The sequence below is a fragment of the Streptomyces sp. NPDC058469 genome, assembly GCF_042721125.1.
GTDB lineage: Bacteria > Actinomycetota > Actinomycetes > Streptomycetales > Streptomycetaceae > Streptomyces.
In genome coordinates this window covers 1-21,624 of record NZ_JBHXME010000068.1, presented here as the reverse complement: position 1 = coordinate 21,624, position 21,624 = coordinate 1, and the positions used below count along the sequence as shown (strand labels likewise).

Below are 21,624 nucleotides of genomic sequence, written 5' to 3'. Positions count from 1 at the left end.
ATTTGTAGTGGCGCGGTAACACCTTGAACCGGGGGCGGAAGACGTGGCCGGCGACCTGGTAGGCCCGGGCGCCCCCTGTGCGGGGCGCTCGGACGGGTGCCGGACACCCGCCTCGCGCACCGGCGTTCACGCCCGCAGCCACTCCGTGACGACGACCTCCCCGCCGGCCCGCAGCCGTAGCGCGAAGGGGCCGCTCGGGGGTGCGTCGCTGGTGAAGCGGCCCATGGCGTCGGCCATGAGGGTGGTGGGGCGCAGCGCCTGAGGGCCGTTCAGGACCTCGATGCCGGCCGGTTGGGGAGGCATCACCTGGCCCATCAGGCCCTCGCTCGTCACCTCCACGTCGATGCTGAGGTCGCCCGCGGTGAAGGTCAGCATGCGGGGTACGTCCGTGGCGCCTCTGACCGGGGTCGCGTCGACCAGGGAGTCGAAGGTGAGCTCCGCGAGCCGGGCGTCGAGGTCGTACAAGGCGTAGGCGTCCATGGCGAGTTGGCGCAGCTCGGCGGGGACCGGGTCCAGGATGGCGGCGGCCTGACGCAGCTCCTCCTCCAGGAGTCCGTCGTCGAACTCCCCGCCGTCCTCGCCCTGTTCGTCGCCCTGGTCGTCGAACTCCTCGTCGTCGAAGGGTTCCTGGCCGAAGGCGCCGAACGCGTCGAGACCGTCGTCGTGCATGCCGTTCACACCGCCCCCCGGGCGTCGAGTCGGGCCCGCAGCCGGCGCAGGCAGCGCTGGCGCATGGGGCCGATGCTGCCGACGGCGATCCCCAGGCCGGCGGACACTTCCAGATAGCTGGGCGGCGGCGAGGCCATCAGGACGCGCAGCAACTGCCTGCAGCGCTCGCCCAGTTCCTCGAACTCCTGCCACAGGCGCCGGATGCGTTCGGCGTCGGAGGCGGCCTCCTCGGAGTCGATCAGTGACTGCTCGGGCGTGCGCTCCTCGCTGATGCGGTCGAGGAGTTGGGGATCGTCCGTGGGCATGAGCCGCCGTAGGCTCTTGATCACCTTCAGGCACTCGTTGCGGGCGGTGCTCGCCAGCCAGGAGCCGGCCTTCTCGGGTTCGCGGATGCGCCGCAGGTTCTGGGCGAAGCGGAACCACACGGTCTGGTACACCTCGTGGCCGTCGGCGTCGGAGAGCCGGTGGGCGCGCACCACGGACCAGACCAGTGGGCTCAACCCCTCCACGAGCGCCTTCCAGGCCGCCGCGTCGCCGTCGACGGCGGACTGGACGAGCGCGCCGACTTCTGCACGGTCCACGGTGCCACCCCTCGTGTACGGCATGTCATCGTACGCCGTGGAGGGGATGGTTCCGGCCCTCATGCCGGAGGGGAGAGCGGTACGACGGGGACCGGGCGCCAGGTGGGCGGGCGCAGCGCCGGTACGTGCGCCCCGCGCACTTCGGCGTACTCGGTGTTCCCCGTGAGGAGTTGGGTGCGGGCGGCGCGCGCGTCGGTCTCCTTGTTGGCCGTCATGAAGGCGGCGACCATGCCGACGGCGACGGGCGCGGCGAACGAGGTCCCGCTCCAGCGCGCGAGCCCGGCGAACGTCACCTGGTCCGGGCTGCCCGATTCGGCGTCCCCCGCCTGGCTCAACACGCCCTTGTGGGTGGGCGATTGGCAGGTGCAGGAGTAGGTGAAGCCGAACCGGCAGGCGTCGTAGGTGGTGTGCTGGTAGGCGTACGGCGTGGGTGCGTCGAAGCCGGTGAGGGGGCCGACGAGCCGCTCGCCGGGGGCGTAGGCCTTGACCCAGGCGCCGTGGTTGCTGAAGCAGGCGCCGAACTCGCCGTCGCTGCGCAGCGCGCCGACCGAGAGGACGACGTCCTGGTAGTCGGGCAGGTCTGCGTAGGCGGCGGGCCAGAAGGGCGTGGCGCTGGCGTTGTTGCCGGCCGCCGCGACGAGGAGGGTGCGCTGGCCGCGCAGGGCCTGCATGAAGCCCTCGACGCCGAGGAGTCCGTCGGTGCGGCCGTTCGAGGTGCCGGCGGAGAGGCTGATGACGTCGGGCCAGCCGTTCTGGTCGACGGCGGCGAACAGCGCTTCGCCGAAGTCCGATTCGAGGATGGCGCCCGCGTCGTTGAGGGTGTTGCGGACGGTGACCTCGGTGTTGGGCGAGACGGCCGCGACGAGCCCGGCGATGAACGTGCCGTGGCCTACGTACTGTTGGAGCACTCCCGCGTCGTCGGTCTCCCTGATCTGCGCGTCGCCCTGCACATGGGCCAGCAGCGGGTACGACCGGTAGTCGTGCATGAGGCCGGTGTCGATGACGAGGACGCCCACGGCCGTGTCGGGGTCGTAACCGGCTTCCGCGGGCGCCGGGTTGGCGCCCTCGGTGAGCGGTGCGGGCACGGGTTCGTCGCCGGGACAGGCGTTCACCGCGATCGACACCACGTGGTTGCGGCTGACCAGCCGGCGTCCGGCGCGGCCCTCCGGTTCACGGAGGGCGCGCAGCGCGTTCGCCACGGCGTGGTCGCCGCGCCGGTCGCCGACGCCCGGGTCGCCGACCTGGATGCGGGTGATGCCGGACCGGTTGGTCTCGGGGCCCGCGCGGCGCACGGAGTCCGCGGTGAGACCGGTGGCCGCGGTGAAGTGCGTGCGTACGGTCTCCTCGACGACGCGGGCCTCCTCGCCGTCGCGGGCGAGCACGACGCCCTTCTCGTAGAAGAACTCTGCGGAGTCGTCCGGCCCCATCGCCAGGGGGACGTCGGGCATCGAGCGCTGGATCTGGTCGAACTGCTCGTGGAATCGCTGTGGTGCCATGGCGTGTCCTCCCACTGCGGCGGCGGTCGTCAATCAGAGCCGCGAGACCGCTGCTTGATACAGCGCCAAACCTGTGTGGTCTGCACCTGGGACCACTAGCATGCGAGGAGTGACAGCGGGAAGCGACTCGATTCTCGAACTGCTGCCGATGGTGTTCGCGGCTCCGGGCGAGGCGCTGGCCGGTGCGCGGGAGGTCCTCGACGGCGATCCGACGCCGTTCCGGGCCTCGGTGGCGCACCACGCGATCGGTATGTGGCAGCGGGACTTCGGCGATCTACGGCTCGCCCTGCACCATCTGCGGCGCGCCCGCGACCTGGCGGCCCGCGCGGATTCGGCGGACCGGGAGGCGGACGTACTCGGCACGCTCGGCGTGGCGTTGGTGCACGCGGGCCGCACCCGGCAGGGCCTGGAGGCCTTCGAGCGGGGCGTGGAGCGAGGGACGGGCCACACCCGCGCGCGGGTGCTGTACCGGCGGGCGTACGTCTGGTGGGTGCTGGGCCGGCACCGTGAGGCGCTGGACGACGTACGGCGGGCAATTCCCGTGTTGCGGCAGGCGGATGACGTGATCTGGACCGCGCGGGCGCTCACCCTGCGTGCGACCGTGCATCTCGCGCTCGGCGCGGTGGACCGGGCCGACGCGGACTTCACGGCGGCCGAGCGGCTGTGGGAGACCACCGGCCAGGAGCACGACAAGGCGGACGCGGTGGAGAGCCGGGGGCTGGCCGCGTTCCGGTCGGGCGACATCCCGGTGGCGCTCCAACTCCTGGACGAGGCACAGGAGATGTACGCCAAGCTCGCCACCCCGACGTTCATGCTCACCATCCGCCGCTGCGAGGTGTTGATGAGCGCGGGCCTGGCCGGGGAGGCGCTGGCCCACGCTGACACGGCGGTCGGGCTGCTCGACGGCATCGGCGGCCAGTCCACCCGCAAGGCGGAGTTGCTGCTCGTCGCCGCCCGAGCGGCACGGCTCGCGGACGATCCGCACACGGCGATCGCGCGTGCGGCCGTGGCGGTACGGCTGTTCGCCGCGCAGCGGCGCACCTGGTGGGAGACGCATGCCCAACTGGTGCTGATCGAGGCCCGGTTGGCGGCCGGGCGCGCGTCCGGGCGGCTGGTGGCCGACGCCGCCGCGGTGGCCGACCGGCTGGCCGCCTTCGGCTCACCGTCCGCACCGGAGGCCTCGCTGCTGGCAGGCCGGATCGCACTCGCCCTCGGCTGGACGGCGGACGCGGAACGGCACTTGGCGGTGGCCGCGCGCAGCAGACGCGGCGGTCCGCCGCTGGCCCGGATGACGGGCTGGGCGGCGCAGGCGCTGCGCGCGCAGGCCGCGGGCTCCGGTCGCGGGGTACTGGAGGCGTGCCGGCGCGGGCTCGACGTCCTCGACGATCACCGTACGACCCTGGGCGCCTCGGAGTTGAGGGCGCGGGCGACGGCGCAGGGCGCGGAACTCGCCGCGCTGGCCCAGCGGGCGAGCCTGGCCTCCGGCGGTCCGCGACGCCTCCTGGTGTGGAGCGAGCGCTGGCGGGCGACCGCACTCTCGACGCCACCCACCCGGCCACCCGCCGACCCGACCCTGCTCAGCCACTTGACGGCGTTCCGCGAGATCGCCGCCCGCGCGGAGGAGGCCCGCATGGAGGGCCGCCCGGTACCGGCCCTGGAGCGCGAACAGCGGCGCCTGGAACGGGAGATCCGCTCCCGCACCCTCCATATGCGCGGCGACGCCCCCGGCGAGGGCGACCGCTTCGACCCGACTCGCCTGCTGGCGCGCCTGGGTGAGGGTCGGCTGGTCGAACTGGCCGTCGTGGACGGCCGGGTGCACGCCCTGCTCTGCGGGGAGGGCCGGGTACGCCGCTTCGAGGCGGGCCTGCTCGCGGAGGCGATGGCCGAGGCGGAACACGTACAGGCGGGTCTACGGCGCCTGGCGCATCCCGGAGCGGAGGCGAGGCTCCCGGTGGTGGAGGCGGCGGGCCGACGCCTGGAGGAACTGCTCCTCGGCGAGGCGGCCGGGCACCTGGGTTCCGGCCCGGTGGTGGTGGTCCCGCCGGGCCGACTCCACCGGGTGCCCTGGGCGTTGCTGCCCTCGCTGCGCGAGCGGGTGCTCAGCGTGTCGCCGTCGGCGGGCAGTTGGCTGCGCGCCCTGGACATCGAACCGCCGCCCGGTGACCGGCACGTCCTGGTGCGCGGCCCGGGCCTCGCGACCGGCGGCGCCGAGGTCCCGGACCTGGCCGACCGGTACGGCAGGCCCACGGTCCTGGAGCACGACGACGCCGAAGTCCCCCGGGTGCTGGCCGAGTTGGACGGCGCGACCCTGGCCCACATCGCGGCCCACGGCACGTTCCGCGCGGACAGTCCCCTGTTCTCGTCCCTGCGCATGGCCGACGGTCCGCTCATCGTCCACGACTTCGAACGCCTCGCCCGCAGCCCGTACCGCATCATCCTCTCCAGCTGCGACACGGCCCGCCTCGCCTCGGTCGGCGCGGACGAACTCCTCGGCCTGGTCACGGCGTTGCTCCCGCTGGGCACGGCGGGCGTGATCGCGAGCAGCGCCCCGGTCAACGACGCGGCGGTGGTCCCCCTGATGCTCACCCTGCACAAGGGCCTCAGCGCGGGCCTGTCCTTGGCGGAGGCCCTGCGCGACGCACGGGCGGCGCTGCCGGGGGACGCGGTGCATCAGGCGACGGGGTGGGCGTTCTCGGCGTTCGGGGCGGCTTGAGAGGGCGGGGCGAGATGGTGGGGCGGTCGGCCGAGGCCAGGTAGCGGGACGATCGGCGGAGCCCGAGGGGCTGGGCGGTTGGCGGAGCCCGGGTGGCCGGGCGATCAGCGGGGCGACTCGGCCGCGGCGGTGGGCCCGGACATGACGCGGGCTGTCCGGCGCGAGTGGCCCGAACCAGCAGGGCAGACGCGTGCCGTCGAGCCGAGCCCGACCTGAGCCGTCAAGGTCACCGGTCAGGCCCAGCCCCGCCGGTTCCCCCTCACGCCGACTGCGCCGCCGGCAGTTCCACCAGCCACGGCAGGGCGCCGCGGTCGCTCGCGCCGAGGCGGGCGTAGGCGCTGTAGAGGTGGTTGCCCACGGTACGGATGGAGAGGGTGAGGCGGTCGGCGATCTGGCGGTTGCTGAGGCCCGCGGCGGCGAGGGTGACGATCTGGCGCTGGCGGGCGGTGAGTTCGCCCAGGACCAGGCCGGACAGGGCGGGGGTGCGGGCGCCCTGGCAGCGGCGGGCCAGGGCGACCGCGCGGGTCCGGGACATGCGGGCGGCGCGTGGGTCGCGGTGCGCGCGGACGGCCTGGGCGTGTGCCTCGGCGGCGAAGAGCAGGAAGCCGCGCTGCTCCAACTCCCCTGCCACCCGGTCCAGTGCGGGGCCGTCCCCGTCGACCAACGCCTCGGCGTGCCGGGCGAGGACGGCCGGTCCGTCGCCGGGCAGTCGGGCGAGTCGGCCGGCGACACGTTCGGGAGCGCCGAGGCGTACGGCGTCGTAGAGGACGTATGCGGCGGGCCTGCCGTCCTCGGCGGTGAGGCCGCGGCTCTCCTCGCCCTCACTCCACCTGCCGTCCACGATCTCGCGAGCCGCTTCCACGTCGCCCCGTGCCGCCGCGAGCCAGCTGCCCGCGTCGCCGTTCGCGGGGCGGTGGGCGAGGGCCTCGTCGGTGGCCGGTACGTCGCCCGACTGGGCGGCGGCCAGGGCGAGTTCGACCCCGCAGGCCCGGCTGCCCGCGGCCTGCCGCAGTCCCTCCCGCGCCCAGGCCGCCGCCTCGCGCAGCTCGCCCCGCAGCCTCGCGAACCGCGCGCGGACGGCGGCGTACCCGGCCGGTACCGGCGCGCCCTCCGCCACCAGCCACTCCCCCACGGGCGTCGGCAGCGGGCGTACGTCGGTGCGGTCGATGCGGTCGGTCAGCGCGGACCGTTCGGCCGCGAGGGCCGGGACGCACTGGTCCGGGGTGCGGGCCAGTCGGCGGGCCCGGAGCCGGCCGGCCGCGGCGCGCAGCGCGGGGCCGTGCAGGGGGTGGGCGAGGCGGACGGCGCCCTGGTCGTCGACGCGGATCAGGGCCTCGGTCTCCAGGCGTTCGAGGATGTCGAGGTCGAAGTCGTCCAGCGACGACGCCAACGGCTCGGCGAAGGCCAGGCGTTCGAGGCTCTCGCGCTCCTCCGGGCCGGTGCGGGCGAGGACTTGCGCGGTGCGTTCGCGGACCGTCGCGGTGACCGGCACCGGGCCGCGCCACGCCCACTCGTCGGAGTCGGTCGTCCTGGTCAGCAGTCCGCGCTCGCGCACCGCGCCGAACAGGTCGCGCAGCAGGCGGAGATCACCTTGGCAGAGGCCGTACAGGCGGTTCACGGTGAGGGGTTCCAGCGGGCCGCGGGCAGCCAGGGCCAGCAACTGGGCCGTCTCCTCCCGGGGCAGCGGCTCCAGCGCGAGGCGCGGCAGCAGTTCACCCGTCCACAGACGTGAGACAGCGCCGGGTACCGGGTCGCCGTCGGCCACCACGACCACCAGCCGGGTCCGGCCGTGGACGGCGAGTTGGTGGACGAGGGCGGCCGAGGAGTCGTCGAGCAGATGGGCGTCGTCCACCAGCAACAGCCGGACGCCGGACAGGATGTGGACCGCGCGGTGCAGGGAGACGCTCTCGGGCAGGAGGTGCGCGAACGCGGCGAAGGGGAGCAGGCGGGTCTCGGGCGTCCCGGTGACCCTGGCGCAGTCGCTGCCCCGGACGGCCTCGGTCACCAACCGGGTCTTTCCCCGGCCGGCCGGACCGGTCACCACGATGCCGTGCCGCCCGGCCGTGAACGAACCGCGGATCAGCTCCAGTTCGTCCTCCCGGCCGGTGAACGGCCAGGGCAGTTCCAGGGTCTTCGCGTCCTGTTCGAAAGTCATCACACAGATAGGAGCCCGCCTACTCACCCCTGATACAGGGTGACTTGAGTAGCCCTCGACTCAGGCGCCCGGGAACGGTCAACGGCAATCTGGTCGCATGACCACCCGCTACTGCTCCCTCGCGCAGCAGTCGGCCCCGGAGTTCGGACCGGGACTGACCGCCGAGCGACGCAGTGCGCTCATCGGCGGAAGCCGCATGTGGGTCAACGGCACTGTCCTGCACTACTACTTCTTCGACGCCGACAACGCGGCCGCCACCGACACTTCCGTCATCCCGGTCCCCGGGACCGGCGAGATGCGGCGGGTGCCGTGGGCCGGCGCCAAGGAGCAGCAGGACGTCGTACGCGAGTGCTTCCGCGAGTGGCAGGGTCTCGGTATCGGCGTCGACTTCACCGAGGTCGGCGACCGTTCGGAGGCGGAGCTGCGCATCGGGTTCCAGCCCGGTGACGGCTCCTGGTCGACGGTGGGCCGCGACGCGCTCACGGTCGGTCTGTCCGACCGCACCATGAACTTCGGCTGGGACCTGACCGCGCCCGGACAGCGCGGTACGGCCCTGCACGAGATCGGGCACGCCCTGGGGCTGCTGCACGAGCACCAGAGCCCGTTCGCCGGTATCCACTGGGACGACGAGGCCGTGTACGCCGAGTTGGCGGGCCCGCCGAACTTCTGGAGCCGGGACAAGACGCTCTTCAACATCCTGCGCAAGCTCGACCCGGACGAGGTCAACGGCTCCGTCTGGGACCCGCAGTCGGTCATGGAGTACACGTTCGCGTCGGGACTGATCCTGGAGCCGGAGGAGTACCGCACGGGTCTGCACCCGCACGGCAGCCTCTCCTCCTCCGACAAGGAGTTCGTCCTGCGCTGGTACCCGCCCGTCGGCCCTCCCCGGCCGACCGAGCTGGTGCCGTTCCGGTCGGCGCCGCTGCGCCTGGGACCGGGCGAGCAGGCCGACTTCGCGATCGAACCGACGCAGACGCGCGAGTACGCCGTCGGTGCCTTCGGGGACAGCGACACGGTCGTCGTGGTCTTCGAGGAACGGGACGGCGAACCACGCTTCCTCGCCGGGCAGGACGACGGGGGCACACCGCACAACGCCACACTCAAGGTCAGGCTCGTCAAGGGCCGCCGCTACTTCGTCCGTGTGCGCCTGTACTCCACGTGGAGGTCGGGGGACACCGCGGTGATGTGCTGGTAACAGCATGGGTACAGCCGCACGCGGACGGACGGACCACTGTCCGGCGCCGGGGGAAGCGGCCGAGGTTCGTAGCCTTCGGGGGAGGGATACGAGCCTCGGCCACGCCGCCATGTCCGGCCTTCGGTCACCCAACTCCCTTGCGGCATAAGGCCCTTGTTCTCTAGGACCCCAACTCCAGTGGCCGCGCGGGGTCCTTGGACCACTCCTCCAGCGAACCGTCGTAGACCGACACGTCCGTACGGCCGAGCAGCGTGAGCGCGAGTGCGGCGCCCGCCGCCGAGATGCCACCGCCGCAGTACAGGACGACCGGTGAGTCGTCGGTGTCGAGGACCGCGCCGACCCGCGCCGCGAGGTCCTCGGCGGGCAGCACGTGTCCGGACTCGTCGAGGAGACCCCGGCCCGGAAGGCTGCGGCTGGCGGGGATGTGGCCGCGGCGGCTGTAGCGCGTGGGCGCGGAGCCGTCGTAGCCGCCCGGGGGCAGCGCGCAGACCAGGGTTCCGGGGCGCTCGCCGCGGCTGACGGCGGCCACGTCCTCGATGCCGGCCCACAGGTCCGGGCGTACGACGGGTGTCACGGGCCGGGCGGCCGGAACCGGGTCGGCTTCGTCACCGGAGGCCAGGGGGCGGCCTGCCGCCTCCCACGCTTCCAGGCCGCCGTCCAGTACCGCCGCCGGTACGCCGATCGCCCGGAGCATCCACCACAGCCGCGCCGCCCAGATGCCGCCCCCGCTGTCGTAGGAGACGACCTCGCTGCCCTCCCCCACGCCCAGCCGGGCCAGTGCGGCGGCGAGGGCCTCGGGGGACGGCACGGCGAAGTGGTACGGCGCGTCGTGGTCGGAGAGGTCGCCGGTCAGGTCGGCGTGTCGCGACCCGGGCAGGTGCCGTTCGGCCCATGTCCCGCGCCCGCTCGCGGAGCGGTAGTCGCCGTCCTCGCGGGGTGAGGGCAGGAGCGCGCTGGCGTCGAGGACGACCAGCCGGGGATCGTCGAGATGCGCGGCGAGCCAGGTGTCGTCGACCAGCGGGCCGGGCAGCAGGGAGGTGGTCATGGCCGCCGATCGTACGCCCGCGACCTGGGCGTCTCACCCCTCGGGCGCGACCGTCCCATATTCCGGACCACGCTTGCACAGAATCCGGGTAGTGCGGTTATCGTTCGGCCATCTACGCGGGAGCCCCTACCCGGTTGGGCTGAGAGGGCGTCTGGGACCGGCTCGTCGAGAGTCCGGCCCCCATGGGGACGCCGACCGCACCACTCGCGCCTCAGCGCCCGCGTAGGAGTTCACGTGTCTGCAGCAGTCGAGCCCCAGCACCCGGTGGTCAACACCCCGGCGCGCCGCTCCTGTTGTTGTCGCATGCACTGATCCACCGCCTCCGCGCGCCCCTCCCTCCCCTCCCTTCAGGCGCCGTCACGCCTGCGCACATTCCGGAGTACCCCCATGCCGCACATACGGGTCATGCTGGACTATTTCCACCCCTGGCCGAATTCTGCCGGTCTGTACGTCGCCCGCGCTCGCCGCTGGTACGCCGAGGCCGGGCTCGACGTCGAGCTGGTGGTGCAGGACCCGGGGCGCGGGGACACGCTGGAGTACCTGGCCCGGGGCGAGGTGGACTTCGGGATCTTTCCGCCGAACCGGCTGCTGGCCCGGCGCGCGGAGCACGGCCAGCCGCTGGTCGCCGTCTCCGCGATCAACCACCGGGGCCTGGAGGCGATCCAGACCACCACGTCGACCGGCATCACCCGCCCCCGCGAACTGGCCGGCCGCCGTATCGCCTACAACCCGACCCCGCGCGGCCGTGCGATGGTGCGCCACCTGGTGGCGGCCGACGGCGGTGACCCGGACGCCGTGATCGGTGTGGACGCCGGCAGCCGCGAGCTGACCGTGGACGACATCGTGGCGGGCGAGGCGGACGCGACCTTCGGCAACTACTGGTCCTGGGACGCGTTGCGCGGCGATCTGCCCGAGGAGCAGCGGCTGACCTGGCCGGTCGACGAGATCGGCGCCCCGCGTTACCACAGCTACCTGCTCGGCACGAACGAGGACCTGCTCACCCAACACCCGTCTCTCGTACGGGACTTCCTCGCCGTCACGGCTCGCGGCTACGCGGCCGCCGCCCAGGAGCCGGACGCCACCCTGGAGTTGCTGGAGCGGGTCATCCCGTACTTCCCGCGTCCCCTGATCGCCCGTTCCCTGGCGCTGATCGCGCCCACCTGGACGGACGCGGACGGCCGTTGGGGTGTGATCGACGAGGGCCGGATGGGCCCGTACGCGCACTGGCTCGCCGAGAACGGCGCGATCCAGGACGACCGGGACTGGGCGAAGTCCTTCACCAACGGCCTGCTGGACGTGGCCACATGAGAGCCCTGGCCTGCCAGGCGCGGACGCTGACCCGGCGGCTCGCCGTCGACTTCATGAGGGTGGGCAGCGCGCTGTGTCGGCCGTGACCGGCCCGACCCGCCAGCCCTCCCACCCCTCGAAGGACCCGACATGCATCGCCGCACCGCCCTGTCCGCCATAGCCGCGACCGCCCTCCTCGCCGTCACCGGCTGCTCCGCCGACTCCACGGCCGCCGCGAAGGACGGCACCACGACCGTCACCCTCGCCCTGGACTGGACGCCCAACACCAACCACACCGGCATCTACGTCGCCCAGGCCAAGGGCTGGTTCAAGGCCGCCGGGATCAACGTCAAGATCGTGCCGTACGGCTCGACCGCGCCCGAGACCCTGATCGCCAACCACAAGGCGGACTTCGGCATCTCCTACCAGGAAGGCGTCACCACCGCGCGAGCGGCGGGCCAGGACATCACCTCCGTCTACGCCGTGACGCAGAAGACCGACGTGACGATCGCGGTGCGGGCCGACCGGGACGACATCACCACGCCGAAGGACCTGGACGGCAAGACGTACGCCGGTTTCGGCGCGCCGTACGAGAAGCCGCTGCTGCAGAGGGTGATCCAGAACGCGGGCGGCAAGGGCGACTTCAAGCAGGTCACCCTCAACACCTCGGCGTACGCGGCGCTTTACGCGGGCCAGGCGGACTTCGCGATGCCGATGCCGACCTGGGAGAGCCTGGAGGCGAAGCTGAACGGCAAGCCGCTGAAGAACTTCCAGCTCTCCGACTACGGCTTCCCGGCGATCTACTCGACGCTCGTCGCGTCCTCGGACCAGTTCCTGAAGAAGAACCCGGAGGTCGCGAAGAAGTTCCTGGCCGCGGTCGACAAGGGCTACCGCTACGCCGCCGAACACCCCGCCCAGGCAGCCGACTTGCTCATCTCCGCCAACAAGAGCGTCCTCACCAACACCCAGCTGGTGAAGGAGAGCGAGCAGCTGCTGGCCAAGGAGTACTACAAGGGCACGGACGGCTCGATCGGCACGCAGAGCGCCGCACGCTGGCAGGCATTCGCCGACTTCGAGTACAAGGCGGGCCTGCTCGTCGACGCCAACGGCAAGAAACTCACGTCCGCCCCGAAGGCGTCGACGTACTTCACCAACGCCTACCTCCCGGACGCCAAGTGAGGCCGCTCCTGCGGTCGTTGTGGCCGCCACTCCTCGTCCTGACCGTGGTCCTCGGCGGCTGGCAGCTGTACGTCACCGCCGCCGGCGTCGACCCCACGACGCTGCCCTCCCCCGCCCGGGTCGTGGAGCAGGGCTGGTTGAACCGCCAGGACCTCTGGGACCAGACCCTCCCCACCCTCCAGGAGACGCTGCTCGGCTTCGCGCTGTCGTTCACGGCGGCCTGGCTGGTCGCCGTCCTCCTCGACTTCTCCTCGGCGGCCCGCCGGGGCCTGTACCCGCTGCTCGTCGCCTCGCAGACCATCCCGATCGTGGCCGTGGCACCGCTGTTGATCATCTGGTTCGGCTTCGGGCTGCTGCCGAAGATGCTGGTGGTGACGCTGACGACGTTCTTCCCGCTCGCCGCGAACCTCGCGGCCGGCTTCGCGGCGACCGACCGCGAGGCGATGCGGCTGCTGCGCTCGCTGGGCGCGGGCCGCTGGCGGACGTTCCGACTGGTCAGGGTGCCGAGCGCGATGCCGTACTTCTTCGCCGGGCTGCGCGTGAGCATCACCTACGCCGTCGTCGGCGCCGTCTTCGCCGAGTACGCGGGCGCGGAGGCGGGCCTCGGGATCTACATGCAGGCGCAGAAGAGCGCGTTCCGCACGGACCTGGTGTTCGCGGCGGTCGCGGTGACGGCCGCGCTGAGCGTCGCCCTGTTCGGGGCGACCTATCTGCTGCAACGGCTGGTACTCCCGTGGGAGCGGGCGTTGAAGGAGGACACGTCGTCATGAGCAGTCTGCGTATCGAGGGCGTCGGCAAGTCCTTCGGGCAGTTGGAGGTTCTGCGGGATCTCGAACTCGCCGTGGAACCAGGTGAGTTCGCGGCCGTCATCGGGCCGAGCGGCAGCGGCAAGAGCACCCTGTTCAACCTGGTCTCCGGGCTGGACCGTCCCACGACCGGCCGGGTCCTGGTGGAGGGCGAGCCGGCCGGGGTGGAGTCCGGCAAGGTGGCGTACATGCCGCAGAAGGATCTCCTCTTCCCCTGGCGGACCGTCCTCGACAACACGGCACTGGGCCTTGAGGCGCAGGGAGTCGGGAAGAAGGAGGCACGGCGACGGGCCGACGCCCTGTTCCCCGACTTCGGCCTCGACGGCTTCCAGAAGGCGTACCCCTCCCAACTCAGCGGCGGTATGCGGCAACGAGCGGCCCTGCTGCGCACGGTGGTTCTGGAGCGACCGGTACTCCTGCTCGACGAACCGTTCGGCGCGCTCGACTCCCTCACCCGCACCGAGATGCAGCTGTGGCTGGCCGGCATGTGGCAACGCCACCGCTGGACGGTGGTTCTGGTCACCCACGACATCCGCGAGGCGGTCCTGCTCGCGGACACCGTGCACGTCCTGTCCCCCCGCCCGGCCACGATCGTCGACCGCGTCGAGGTCCCCCTGACCCGCCCACGCGGCGCCGACGACTTCACGAACCCCGACTTCGCCACGACCGAGCGCCACGTCCTGGACGCCCTGCGCGGCACAACGGCGGTGCGGACAGCATGAGTTCACACCTCGCCCACGGCCTGGGCACCGACCCGGTCGAACCCGACTGGCCGCCCCTGACGGACACCGAGGTCACGGACATCGTGGGCCCGGCCCGCGTGGTGTGGCGCAGCCCGCGCCCCCTGTCGGCGGCGGCCGTGGTCGAACGGTCGGGCCGCCACCTGTTCGTGAAGCGCCACCACACCTCCGTCCGCACGGCGGAAGGCCTGGCCGAGGAACACGCCTTCCTACGACACCTGCGGCGGCGCGGCGCCCCCGTCGTCGAGGTGCTGGACGCGGCGACGCGCGGCGAGTGGACGTACGAGGTGCACTCGGCCGGAGCCGGCACGGACCTCTACCGCGACGCCCTGTCCTGGTCCCCGTTCCGCTCCCCCGCCCACGCGAGGGCGGCCGGCGAGGCGCTGGCCCGCCTGCACCTGGCGGCGGAGGGCTTCGACGCACCACGTCGTCAAGTGCAGCCGCTGGTCGCGTCGTTCACGGTGTTCGCCTCGGCAGACCCGCAGACGGAGTTGGAGCGATACGTGGAGCAGCGCCCCCACCTGGCAAAGGGGCTCGCGGACTTCCCCTGGCGGGAGGACACGCGACGCGCCCTGCTCCCCCTCCACGAGAACCTGGCCCCCCACCTCTCCGGCCTCGCGCCCTTGTGGACCCACAACGACTGGCACGCCTCCAACCTCCTCTGGAACGAGGACGGTTCGGTCGCGACGGCCCTCGACTTCGGCATGTGCGACCGCACGACTGCCGTACACGATCTGGCGACGGCCATCGAACGCAACACCGTCCAGTGGCTCCAGCCCGGCTTCCCGGTCCGCGAGGCGGACGCGCTCGCCCTCCTGGACGGCTACCAGTCCGTACGACCGCTCAGCCCCACGGAGTCTGAGGCGCTCCCCGCGCTACTCCCCCTGGTCCACGCCGAGTTCGCCCTCTCCGAGCTGGGCTACTTCCACGGCGTGACGCGCTCTGCAGAGAACACCCGGCTGGCGTACGAGTACTACGTGGGCCACGCGGAGTGGTTCGCAGAGGAGAGCGGGCAGGGTCTGCTGAACCTGCTGCGGGAGCGGCTGGCCGTCCTGAACTAACACAGTACGAGTGGACGGGTGAACACGACACGAGGTCGGCCCGGCCCGTCGTAGTCCTCCACAGTGCGCGCGTCGAAGCCGAGGGTGCGGTGGAAGGCGATCGAACCCTCGTTGGTGACCGAGGTGATGGCCTTGAGGCGGACCGCGCCCTGCCGTCCGGCGGCCTCGATGAAGGCCGTATACAGGCTGCGGCCGAGACCGGTGCCGCGTGCGTCGTCCCGCGTCGCCACCAGGTGCACGTACCCGGTGTGGTCGGACGTGACGAACCCGAAGAGGTAGCCACGGATGCCGTCGTCGGCGCGGGCGACCAGACAGGTGGACCCGAACTCCTGCACCAGCGCGGTGAGATGGAGCGCGCGAAGGTCACGCTCTCCCCAGTAGCGGGCGTGGTCCTCCAGGACCTGGTGGAGGTCGGCGACATCGGCGGGGATGATACGGACGGTCATGGCATCGATCATGGCAGAGTGCCGGTTGGTCACCCCCAAGGAGACGGAACATGATCACGGGATACGTCCTCGGTGAAAGCCTGCGCCCCGGCGCCGTGTTCGCACCGCACGGCCTGCGCATCCATAAGGTCGAGCGGATCGACGTCTCCGCGAGTGCGACCGCCGGGCAGCCCGCCTTCTGGACGCTCGTCGAGTGGGAGGCCGACGACGACGGCGCCTCCGGTCCGATCGCGGAGGCGCTCGCGTACGCGTTGGAGCCCGACAACGGCTGGTACGCCGACTTCACCGTCGGGGACGAGCGCGTGATCGTCTTCGCCGGAAAGGTGTTCCGCTATCGGCGCGGTGACGAGGCCGGCCGCGCCGAAGCGGTCGCGTACGGACGGTCGGTGGGTACTCCGGAGCATCAGCTCGACTGGGAGGAGTGACCCCGCCGACGCCATTCCCGCGCGAGGAGTTCGTAGGAACGTACCCGGTCCGTGTGGTCGTGGGTGATGGTCGTGATGAGCAACTCGTCGGCGCCCGTGGCCTCTTGGAGTTGTTCCAGTCGGTCGGCGACCCGGCCGGGCGAGCCGACGAACTGGGTGTCGACGCGGTCCTGGACCAGCTCGCGGTCCTCGTCGGTCCAGACGTGGGCGCGTGCCTCGTCGGGAGTGGGGAACTGGATGGCCCCCTCGGCCGTGCGGATGGAGCGCACCCACAGGCCGTAGCCGGTGGCGAGTTCGCGTGCCGTCTCGTCGTCCTCGGCGACGACGACGTCGGCGGAGACGCTGACGTACGGCTTGTCGAGGGCGTCGGAGGGCTGGAACGCGGCGCGGTAACCGTCCGCCGCCTCAAGGACGGTGGCCGGGCTGACGTGGTAATTCGCCGCGAAACGCAGGCCGTTGCGGCCCGCGACCTCGGCGCTCGTGCCACCGCTGCTGCCCAGGATCCACAGCTCGACATCGGCGCCCTCGCCCGGCACGACGTGCGCCTCGACGCCCTCCGGGGAGCGGTAGGTGCCGGCCAGTAGCGCGAGGACGTCGTCGATCTGGTCGCCGTAGTCCTGGGACTTGGCGTCGGGCAGCAGGAGCAGCTTGCGCTGGAGGGCGATCCTGGGTGAGCCGAGGAGGCGTTCGAAGGAGAAACGGTGCGGGATGCGCAGGCCGTTGGGGGCTCGGCCGTCGACGATCGGGGTCGCCGTCGGCAGCGGGGGCGTCGGGCGGCCGCCGGAGCGGCCCAGGCCCAGGTCGAAGCGGCCGGGGTGCAGTGCGTCGATCAGGCCGAACTCCTCGACCGTGGACAGCGCGGTGCGGTGGCCGAGTTGTACGGCGCCGGAGCCGAGCCGGATCGTGGAGGTCGCGGAAGCCGTCAGCGCAAGGACTACCGCGGGGGACGTGCCCGCGACGCCCGGGTTGAGGTGGTGCTCGGCGAACCAGTAGCGGGCGTAGCCGAACTCCTCGGCCCGGCGGGCGAGTTCGATGGAGTTGCGCAGGGCCTCGGGCGCGGTGGAGCCGGAGGAGATCGGGACCAGGTCGAGGACGCCGAGGGGGATGCCGGAGGCCATGTGCTCACTCACTCCTCAGTGGTCGGCGGAGACGGGCTCGGGCAGGACCGGCCCCCAGTCGAACGGCGGGTCCGGGATGTCCTTGCGCAGCACGGGAGTCACCGCCGACTGGAAGAGTTCCAGCGAGTCCCGATGCTGACGGTCCGTCAAGCCACTGGAGTCCGCATGGAGATGGAGCACGGTGTGGCCGAACTGCTCGTGATAGCGGTGCACCTTGTCGATGACCTGCTGCGGGCTGCCGATCAGTGCGGAGCTGCGCTCGACGTAGTCCTCCAGGGTCTCGAAGACCAGGGGGAGGCCCACCTGCTTCTGGAAAGCGAGGTTGCTCTCGAAGATCGGCCGGTAGGCGGCCAGCGCCTCCTGGGTCGTCGCAGCGACGTAGAGGCCGGCCGTGCCCGCGCCCACCGCGATGTCCGCCGGGTCGTGGCCGTAGTGCTCCCAGCGTTCCCGGTAGTAGCGGATCAACTCGGCATACGGCTCTATGGGGTTGGTGACGTTCGCGGAGAACAGCGGGTCGCCGTAGCGGGCGGCCAGGTCGACGCTCTCCTTGCTCGTCGCGCTGCCGTGCCAGACCCGGATGGGTTGTTGGTACGGCCGCGGCCACACCTCCGCGTCCTTCAACTCCGGGCGGAAGCGGGTCCTCGCCGTCACCTTGTCCTGCCGCCAGAGCTGCCGGAACACCTCGTAGCTTTCGGCGTTGCGCTCCCACTGGTCCTCGGGCGTGACGTGGAACAGCTCGCGCTGGGCGGTGCCGTTGCCCTTGCCGATGATCAAGTCCAGGCGTCCGCCGGAGAGATGGTCCAGCGTCGCGTAGTCCTCGTAGGCGCGGACCGGGTCCAGCAGGCTCAGGGTGGTGACGGCGGTGAAGAGGCGGATGCGCCGGGTGAGCGCGGCGATGTGGCTGAGGACCACGGTCGGCGAGGAGGAGATGAACGGCCGCTCGTGCCGCTCCCCCACGCCGAAGCCGTCGAAGCCCAACTCCTCGGCCAGCACGGCGTTGTCGAGGACTTCTCGGAAGCGTTCGTGCGTCGACTTCTGTACGCCCGTGATCGCGTCCGGGCGGTGGACGATGAGGGTGATCGCGAGGAACTTCACGACGCCGCCCGTTCCTCGCGCACGTCGTCCGGGTGGGTGAGGCCGAGGTGGTCGCGCAGGGTCGGGCCCTCGTACTCGGTGCGGAAGACGCCCTGTTCCTGGAGCAGCGGGACCACCTTGTCGGCGAAGGGGTCGAGGCCGGTCGGGGTGATGTGCGGGACGAGGATGAAACCGTCGCTGGCGTCGGCCTGCACGAAGTCGTTGATGGTCTTCGCGACCGTGGACGGGGAGCCGATGAAGGCCTGCCGGTTGCCGGTCTCGATGACCAGGTCGCGGATCGACCACTTGTTGGCGGCGGCCCGCTCACGCCACTCGCGGGCGGTGGCCAACGGGTCCCGGTACATGCGGACTTGGGCACGGCCCTTGGAGATGTGGTTGTCGCTGACGTCCGGGTCGATGTCGGGCAGCGGGCCGTCCGGGTCGTAGGACGACAGGTCCCGGTTCCAGACGAACTCCAGGTGCTTGAGGGCCGTAGCACCGCTGACCTGCTGGCGGCGCACCTCCTTGGCCAGGTCCTCGGCCTCGGCGTCGGTGTCGCCGAGGACGAAGGTCGCGGCCGGGAGGATGAGCAACTGGTCCGACCTGCGGCCGTACTTGGCGAGGCGGGACTTGACGTCGGTGTAGAAGGCCTGGCCCTCGGTGAGGGTGCTGTACCGGCTGAAGATGGCGTCGGCGCTGGAGGCGGCGAACTCGCGGCCCTCGTCGGAGTCGCCCGCCTGGAAGATCACGGGGCGGCCCTGCGGGGAGCGCGGGACGTTGAACTGGCCGTGGATGTCGAAGTGTTGGCCCTGGTGGACGAAGGCTCCGGCCTTGGCGTCGTCCAGGAAGGTGCCGGTGGCCTGGTCGGCGATGATCTCGTCGCCGTGCCAGGAGTCGAAGAGTTCGTTGGTGGTGGCCAGGAACTCCTTGGCGCGGGAGTAGCGCTCGTCCTGCGGCAGGAAGCCGCCGCGGCGGAAGTTCTCGCCGGTGAACGCGTCCCAGGAGGTGACGACGTTCCAGGCCGCGCGACCGTCGGAGAGGTGGTCGAGGCTGGCGAACTGGCGGGCCACCTCGTAGGGCTCGTTGAAGGTGGAGTTGATGGTGCCGGTCAGGCCGAGGTGTTCCGTGACGGCGGCGAGCGCGGCGAGGATCGTGAAGGTGTCGGGGCGGCCGACCACGTCCAAGTCATAGATCTTGCCGCCCTGTTCGCGCAGCCGCAGCCCCTCGGCGAGGAAGAGGAAGTCGAACTTGGCGCGCTCGGCGGTCCGTGCGAAGTGCGCGAAGGAGCTGAACTCGATGTGGCTGCCGGCCGCGGGGTCGCTCCACACGGTGGTGTTGTTGACGCCGGGGAAGTGGGCGGCCAGGTGGATCTGCTTCAGGGGCTTGCTCATGTCGTACGGTCCCTCCGGCTCAGGCGGTGGCTGCGGCAGCGGCGTAGCGGTTGGCGGGGCGGCCGAGCCCCAGCAGGCCGCGCAGGGTGTCGGCCTCGTAGGCCTGGCGGAAGGCGCCCCGGCGCTGGAGTTCGGGGACCAGGCCCTGCGTGATCGCCGGGAGGTCGTGCCCTGCGACGGCGGGCCGCAGCCGGAAGCCGGTCAGCCCGGCCGACTGCAACTCCTGGAGGAGATCGGCGAGTTGGGCGGGTGTACCGGTGAAGATGCGGGCGTCGCTGGCGTACGGCTCCCCCGCGAGGGCGTCGAGGCGTGCGCGGCGGGCTGCTGCTACGGCCGGGTCGTCGTCGAGGAAGACGACGAGGTCGCCGAAGATGTGCAGCGGTTCGTCGGCGCGGCCCGCGGCCTGCTGCTCGGCGCGGATCTCCGCGACGATCGCCCGCGCCTGGTCGCTGTCGTGCGGGGTGACGTAGCCGACGTCGGTGGCACGGGCCACCAGCCGGTACGGGATGGTCTGGTGGGCCAGGGAGCTGACGACCGGCTGGCCCTGCGGCGGCCGGGGTGTGATGGAGGGGCCCTTGACGCTGAAGTGCCGGCCCTCGAAGTCGACGTAGTGCAGTTTGTCGCGGTCGACGAAGCGGCCGGTGGCGATGTCCCGGATCTCGGCGTCGTCCTCCCAGCTGTCCCAGAGGCGGCGCACGACCTCGATGTAGTCGGCGGCCTCGTCGAAGTGCTCGGCGAGGCGCTCCTGCCCGGCCTCGGTCCGCAGGCTCTCCAGGCTGATCGGCGGGAAGGTGCGGCGCCCGAAGTGGTCGGCCTCGTGCGGGCGGGCGGAGAGCTGCACGCGCAGGCCCGCGCGGCCGGTGCTGACGTAGTCGAGGGTGGCGATCGCCTTCGATATGTGGAACGGCTCTGTGTGCGTGGACACCACCGTCGGCACCAGACCTATGTGGCTGGTGAGCGGTGCGATGCGGGCCGCGACGAGCACGGCGTCGAGGCGTCCGCGGACCTGGTCGGTGCGGCCGTCCAGCTCGCCGTAGTGCGAGGACTGGAGGCCGAGGCCGTCCTCGAAGGTCACGAAGTCGAGCAGGCCGCGCTCGGCCTCGGCGACCTGGTCGGCCCAGTAGCCGGCGGTGAACAGGTCCCGGGGCCGGGCCACCGGCTCACGCCAGGAGGCCGGGTGCCAGCCGGTGCCGTCGAGGGCGACGGCGAGATGCAGGGGGGTGGAGCTGGTTGAGGACACGGTGGTGCCTTCCTGGAGATCCGTACGAGATCGCCGGTCCGCCAGCTGAGCGGATACGGCGGCTGGGGCCACGGGTCAGGAGCAACAGAGCGCGCCGGCCGTGCGCAGCAGGTCGATGTGGGGCCGGGTGGTGAGGCGCACGGTCGCGGGAAGGCGGGACGGGTCGAGCATGTCCATCACCTCCACGGAGTCCGGCATCAACAGGGACAACCGCACGGCTATGCCGTTTCTTCCGGATGGGCGGCGGCAATCGGGCCTGTGCGCCGGACGAGCGAGAAGACCGTACGGGCGCGCAGCGTGAAGCCGATCGACTCGTACAGCCGGATCGCGTTGGTGTTGCTGGCCGCGGCGTGCAGGAAGGGGTGCTCGCCGCGTTCCTTGATGCCGGCGGCGACCGCGCGGACCAGTCGGGTGGCCAGGCCCCGGCCGCGGTGGTCGGGGTCGGTGCACACGGCGCTGATCTCGGTCCAGCCGGGCGGGTGGAGGCGTTCACCGGCCAGCGCGATGAGGCGGCCGTCATGGCGGATGCCGAGGTAGGTGCCCAGCTCGACGGTGCGGGGCAGGTAGGGGCCGGGTTCGGTGCGGGCGACCAGGTCGAGGATCTCGGGTACGTCGTCGGGGCCGAGGCGTACGGCTTCGGAGTCGGGCTCGGCCCGCAGGCCGGTGTCCACGAGTTGGACGCCCTGTCCGGAGCGGACGATCTCCCAGCCGTCCGGGGGCTCGCTCACGCCGCGGACCGAGGCGGAGCCGCCGGGGCCGACGAGCGTGGCCAGGTCCGCCCAGGCGCGCGGGTCGTCGTTGTCGGTGATGGCGTGGAAACCGGCCACGTCGACGGGGTAGCGGGCGGCGCGGCCGACGCGCTCGGCGAAGTGGGCGTGCGGGCCGGTGAGCGCGGCCCAGGCGGGGTTGTCCAGAACGTGGGACGTGGACGTGGTGGTTTCGATACTGACGGTGGAAGACATCGGGTGACGGCTCCGGTACTGGTCGCACGGGGCGGGGACCC

General features: G+C 72.0%; 20 protein-coding genes. 8 read left to right on the top strand and 12 right to left on the bottom strand.

The window, feature by feature from the left end:
• Nucleotides 1-126: 126 nt before the first annotated feature.
• The 3 genes from ACFWP5_RS26850 to ACFWP5_RS26840 are packed head-to-tail and all read right to left on the bottom strand — an operon-like array spanning nucleotide 127 to nucleotide 2,746.
• Nucleotides 127-669 (bottom strand): hypothetical protein, encoded by a 543-nt coding sequence (locus tag ACFWP5_RS26850; protein ID WP_384161591.1) that lies wholly within the window; start codon nucleotides 667-669, stop codon nucleotides 127-129.
• Between the two features lie 5 nt (nucleotides 670-674).
• Nucleotides 675-1,313, bottom strand: coding sequence for an RNA polymerase sigma factor (locus ACFWP5_RS26845; RefSeq protein WP_384161588.1), 639 nt, complete (start codon nucleotides 1,311-1,313; stop codon nucleotides 675-677).
• Nucleotides 1,310-2,746 carry a S8/S53 family peptidase gene (locus ACFWP5_RS26840; RefSeq protein WP_384161585.1) on the bottom strand — a complete coding sequence of 479 codons (1,437 nt, stop codon included), beginning with the start codon at nucleotides 2,744-2,746 and terminating at the stop codon, nucleotides 1,310-1,312. The genes ACFWP5_RS26845 and ACFWP5_RS26840 overlap by 4 nt, the downstream gene beginning before the upstream one ends.
• Nucleotides 2,747-2,855: 109 nt before the next feature.
• On the opposite strand from ACFWP5_RS26840, the gene ACFWP5_RS26835 reads away from it, so the two are divergent.
• Complete coding sequence (locus ACFWP5_RS26835) at nucleotides 2,856-5,459, top strand: CHAT domain-containing protein (RefSeq protein ID WP_384161582.1); 2,604 nt, start codon at nucleotides 2,856-2,858, stop codon at nucleotides 5,457-5,459.
• A gap of 259 nt (nucleotides 5,460-5,718) precedes the next feature.
• On the opposite strand, the gene ACFWP5_RS26830 is transcribed toward ACFWP5_RS26835, so the two are convergent.
• Entirely contained in the window at nucleotides 5,719-7,614 is a 1,896-nt protein-coding gene (locus tag ACFWP5_RS26830) for a LuxR C-terminal-related transcriptional regulator (RefSeq protein WP_384161579.1), read from the bottom strand.
• A 97-nt stretch (nucleotides 7,615-7,711) separates the two neighbouring features.
• Between ACFWP5_RS26830 and ACFWP5_RS26825 the strand changes: the two genes are divergently transcribed.
• The gene (locus ACFWP5_RS26825; RefSeq protein ID WP_384161576.1) at nucleotides 7,712-8,809 is read left to right on the top strand and encodes a M12 family metallopeptidase; all 1,098 of its coding nucleotides are present in this window, start codon (nucleotides 7,712-7,714) and stop codon (nucleotides 8,807-8,809) included.
• A gap of 160 nt (nucleotides 8,810-8,969) precedes the next feature.
• Here the strand turns inward: ACFWP5_RS26825 and ACFWP5_RS26820 are convergent, their stop codons facing one another.
• A complete protein-coding gene (locus ACFWP5_RS26820; protein ID WP_384161573.1) occupies nucleotides 8,970-9,854 on the bottom strand; it encodes a sulfurtransferase in 885 nt (294 codons plus the stop codon).
• Nucleotides 9,855-10,241: 387 nt separating this feature from the next.
• Here ACFWP5_RS26820 and ACFWP5_RS26815 point away from each other — a divergent pair, with 387 nt between their 5' ends.
• From ACFWP5_RS26815 to ACFWP5_RS26795, 5 genes are all read left to right on the top strand, one after another.
• Complete coding sequence (locus tag ACFWP5_RS26815) at nucleotides 10,242-11,162, top strand: ABC transporter substrate-binding protein (RefSeq protein WP_384161570.1); 921 nt, start codon at nucleotides 10,242-10,244, stop codon at nucleotides 11,160-11,162.
• Between the two features lie 129 nt (nucleotides 11,163-11,291).
• Nucleotides 11,292-12,320 (top strand): ABC transporter substrate-binding protein, encoded by a 1,029-nt coding sequence (locus tag ACFWP5_RS26810; protein ID WP_384161567.1) that lies wholly within the window; start codon nucleotides 11,292-11,294, stop codon nucleotides 12,318-12,320.
• Nucleotides 12,317-13,090, top strand: coding sequence for an ABC transporter permease (locus ACFWP5_RS26805; protein ID WP_384161564.1), 774 nt, complete (start codon nucleotides 12,317-12,319; stop codon nucleotides 13,088-13,090). The genes ACFWP5_RS26810 and ACFWP5_RS26805 overlap by 4 nt, the downstream gene beginning before the upstream one ends.
• A complete protein-coding gene (locus tag ACFWP5_RS26800; protein WP_384161561.1) occupies nucleotides 13,087-13,848 on the top strand; it encodes an ABC transporter ATP-binding protein in 762 nt (253 codons plus the stop codon). The genes ACFWP5_RS26805 and ACFWP5_RS26800 overlap by 4 nt, the downstream gene beginning before the upstream one ends.
• Nucleotides 13,845-14,927, top strand: coding sequence for a phosphotransferase enzyme family protein (locus ACFWP5_RS26795; RefSeq protein ID WP_384161558.1), 1,083 nt, complete (start codon nucleotides 13,845-13,847; stop codon nucleotides 14,925-14,927). Before ACFWP5_RS26800 ends, ACFWP5_RS26795 begins: the two co-directional genes overlap by 4 nt.
• On the opposite strand, the gene ACFWP5_RS26790 is transcribed toward ACFWP5_RS26795, so the two are convergent.
• Nucleotides 14,924-15,373, bottom strand: coding sequence for a GNAT family N-acetyltransferase (locus ACFWP5_RS26790; protein ID WP_384161555.1), 450 nt, complete (start codon nucleotides 15,371-15,373; stop codon nucleotides 14,924-14,926). The genes ACFWP5_RS26795 and ACFWP5_RS26790 overlap by 4 nt on opposite strands.
• Nucleotides 15,374-15,423: 50 nt before the next feature.
• On the opposite strand from ACFWP5_RS26790, the gene ACFWP5_RS26785 reads away from it, so the two are divergent.
• Nucleotides 15,424-15,798, top strand: a complete 375-nt coding sequence (locus tag ACFWP5_RS26785) for a hypothetical protein (protein WP_384161552.1) — start codon at nucleotides 15,424-15,426, stop codon at nucleotides 15,796-15,798.
• Here ACFWP5_RS26785 and ACFWP5_RS26780 read toward each other — a convergent pair.
• From ACFWP5_RS26780 to ACFWP5_RS26755, 6 genes are all read right to left on the bottom strand, one after another.
• Entirely contained in the window at nucleotides 15,777-16,916 is a 1,140-nt protein-coding gene (locus tag ACFWP5_RS26780; protein WP_384161549.1) for an LLM class flavin-dependent oxidoreductase, read from the bottom strand. The two genes, ACFWP5_RS26785 and ACFWP5_RS26780, sit on opposite strands and share 22 nt — an antisense overlap.
• Nucleotides 16,917-16,931: 15 nt before the next feature.
• Nucleotides 16,932-18,011 (bottom strand): LLM class flavin-dependent oxidoreductase, encoded by a 1,080-nt coding sequence (locus ACFWP5_RS26775; RefSeq protein ID WP_384161546.1) that lies wholly within the window; start codon nucleotides 18,009-18,011, stop codon nucleotides 16,932-16,934.
• Nucleotides 18,008-19,381 carry an NtaA/DmoA family FMN-dependent monooxygenase gene (locus ACFWP5_RS26770; RefSeq protein WP_384161543.1) on the bottom strand — a complete coding sequence of 458 codons (1,374 nt, stop codon included), beginning with the start codon at nucleotides 19,379-19,381 and terminating at the stop codon, nucleotides 18,008-18,010. The genes ACFWP5_RS26775 and ACFWP5_RS26770 overlap by 4 nt, the downstream gene beginning before the upstream one ends.
• Nucleotides 19,382-19,400: 19 nt before the next feature.
• Nucleotides 19,401-20,621 (bottom strand): LLM class flavin-dependent oxidoreductase, encoded by a 1,221-nt coding sequence (locus ACFWP5_RS26765; RefSeq protein WP_384161540.1) that lies wholly within the window; start codon nucleotides 20,619-20,621, stop codon nucleotides 19,401-19,403.
• Between the two features lie 75 nt (nucleotides 20,622-20,696).
• On the bottom strand, nucleotides 20,697-20,837 hold the full coding sequence (locus ACFWP5_RS26760; RefSeq protein WP_384161537.1) for a putative leader peptide: 141 nt from the start codon (nucleotides 20,835-20,837) through the stop codon (nucleotides 20,697-20,699).
• Between the two features lie 2 nt (nucleotides 20,838-20,839).
• The gene (locus ACFWP5_RS26755; protein WP_384161650.1) at nucleotides 20,840-21,583 is read right to left on the bottom strand and encodes a GNAT family N-acetyltransferase; all 744 of its coding nucleotides are present in this window, start codon (nucleotides 21,581-21,583) and stop codon (nucleotides 20,840-20,842) included.
• Nucleotides 21,584-21,624 lie beyond the last annotated feature (41 nt).

Excerpts from the sequence above, each read along its gene's own strand:
- ACFWP5_RS26850 (WP_384161591.1), bottom strand. The coding sequence starts at position 669 with ATGCACGACGACGGTCTCGACGCGTTCGGCGCCTTCGGCCAGGAACCC.
- ACFWP5_RS26845 (WP_384161588.1), bottom strand. The coding sequence starts at position 1,313 with ATGAGGGCCGGAACCATCCCCTCCACGGCGTACGATGACATGCCGTAC.
- ACFWP5_RS26840 (WP_384161585.1), bottom strand. The coding sequence starts at position 2,746 with ATGGCACCACAGCGATTCCACGAGCAGTTCGACCAGATCCAGCGCTCG.
- ACFWP5_RS26830 (WP_384161579.1), bottom strand. The coding sequence starts at position 7,614 with ATGACTTTCGAACAGGACGCGAAGACCCTGGAACTGCCCTGGCCGTTC.
- ACFWP5_RS26825 (WP_384161576.1), top strand. The coding sequence starts at position 7,712 with ATGACCACCCGCTACTGCTCCCTCGCGCAGCAGTCGGCCCCGGAGTTC.
- ACFWP5_RS26820 (WP_384161573.1), bottom strand. The coding sequence starts at position 9,854 with ATGACCACCTCCCTGCTGCCCGGCCCGCTGGTCGACGACACCTGGCTC.
- ACFWP5_RS26815 (WP_384161570.1), top strand. The coding sequence starts at position 10,242 with ATGCCGCACATACGGGTCATGCTGGACTATTTCCACCCCTGGCCGAAT.
- ACFWP5_RS26810 (WP_384161567.1), top strand. The coding sequence starts at position 11,292 with ATGCATCGCCGCACCGCCCTGTCCGCCATAGCCGCGACCGCCCTCCTC.
- ACFWP5_RS26800 (WP_384161561.1), top strand. The coding sequence starts at position 13,087 with ATGAGCAGTCTGCGTATCGAGGGCGTCGGCAAGTCCTTCGGGCAGTTG.
- ACFWP5_RS26795 (WP_384161558.1), top strand. The coding sequence starts at position 13,845 with ATGAGTTCACACCTCGCCCACGGCCTGGGCACCGACCCGGTCGAACCC.
- ACFWP5_RS26790 (WP_384161555.1), bottom strand. The coding sequence starts at position 15,373 with ATGACCGTCCGTATCATCCCCGCCGATGTCGCCGACCTCCACCAGGTC.
- ACFWP5_RS26785 (WP_384161552.1), top strand. The coding sequence starts at position 15,424 with ATGATCACGGGATACGTCCTCGGTGAAAGCCTGCGCCCCGGCGCCGTG.
- ACFWP5_RS26780 (WP_384161549.1), bottom strand. The coding sequence starts at position 16,916 with ATGGCCTCCGGCATCCCCCTCGGCGTCCTCGACCTGGTCCCGATCTCC.
- ACFWP5_RS26770 (WP_384161543.1), bottom strand. The coding sequence starts at position 19,381 with ATGAGCAAGCCCCTGAAGCAGATCCACCTGGCCGCCCACTTCCCCGGC.
- ACFWP5_RS26755 (WP_384161650.1), bottom strand. The coding sequence starts at position 21,583 with ATGTCTTCCACCGTCAGTATCGAAACCACCACGTCCACGTCCCACGTT.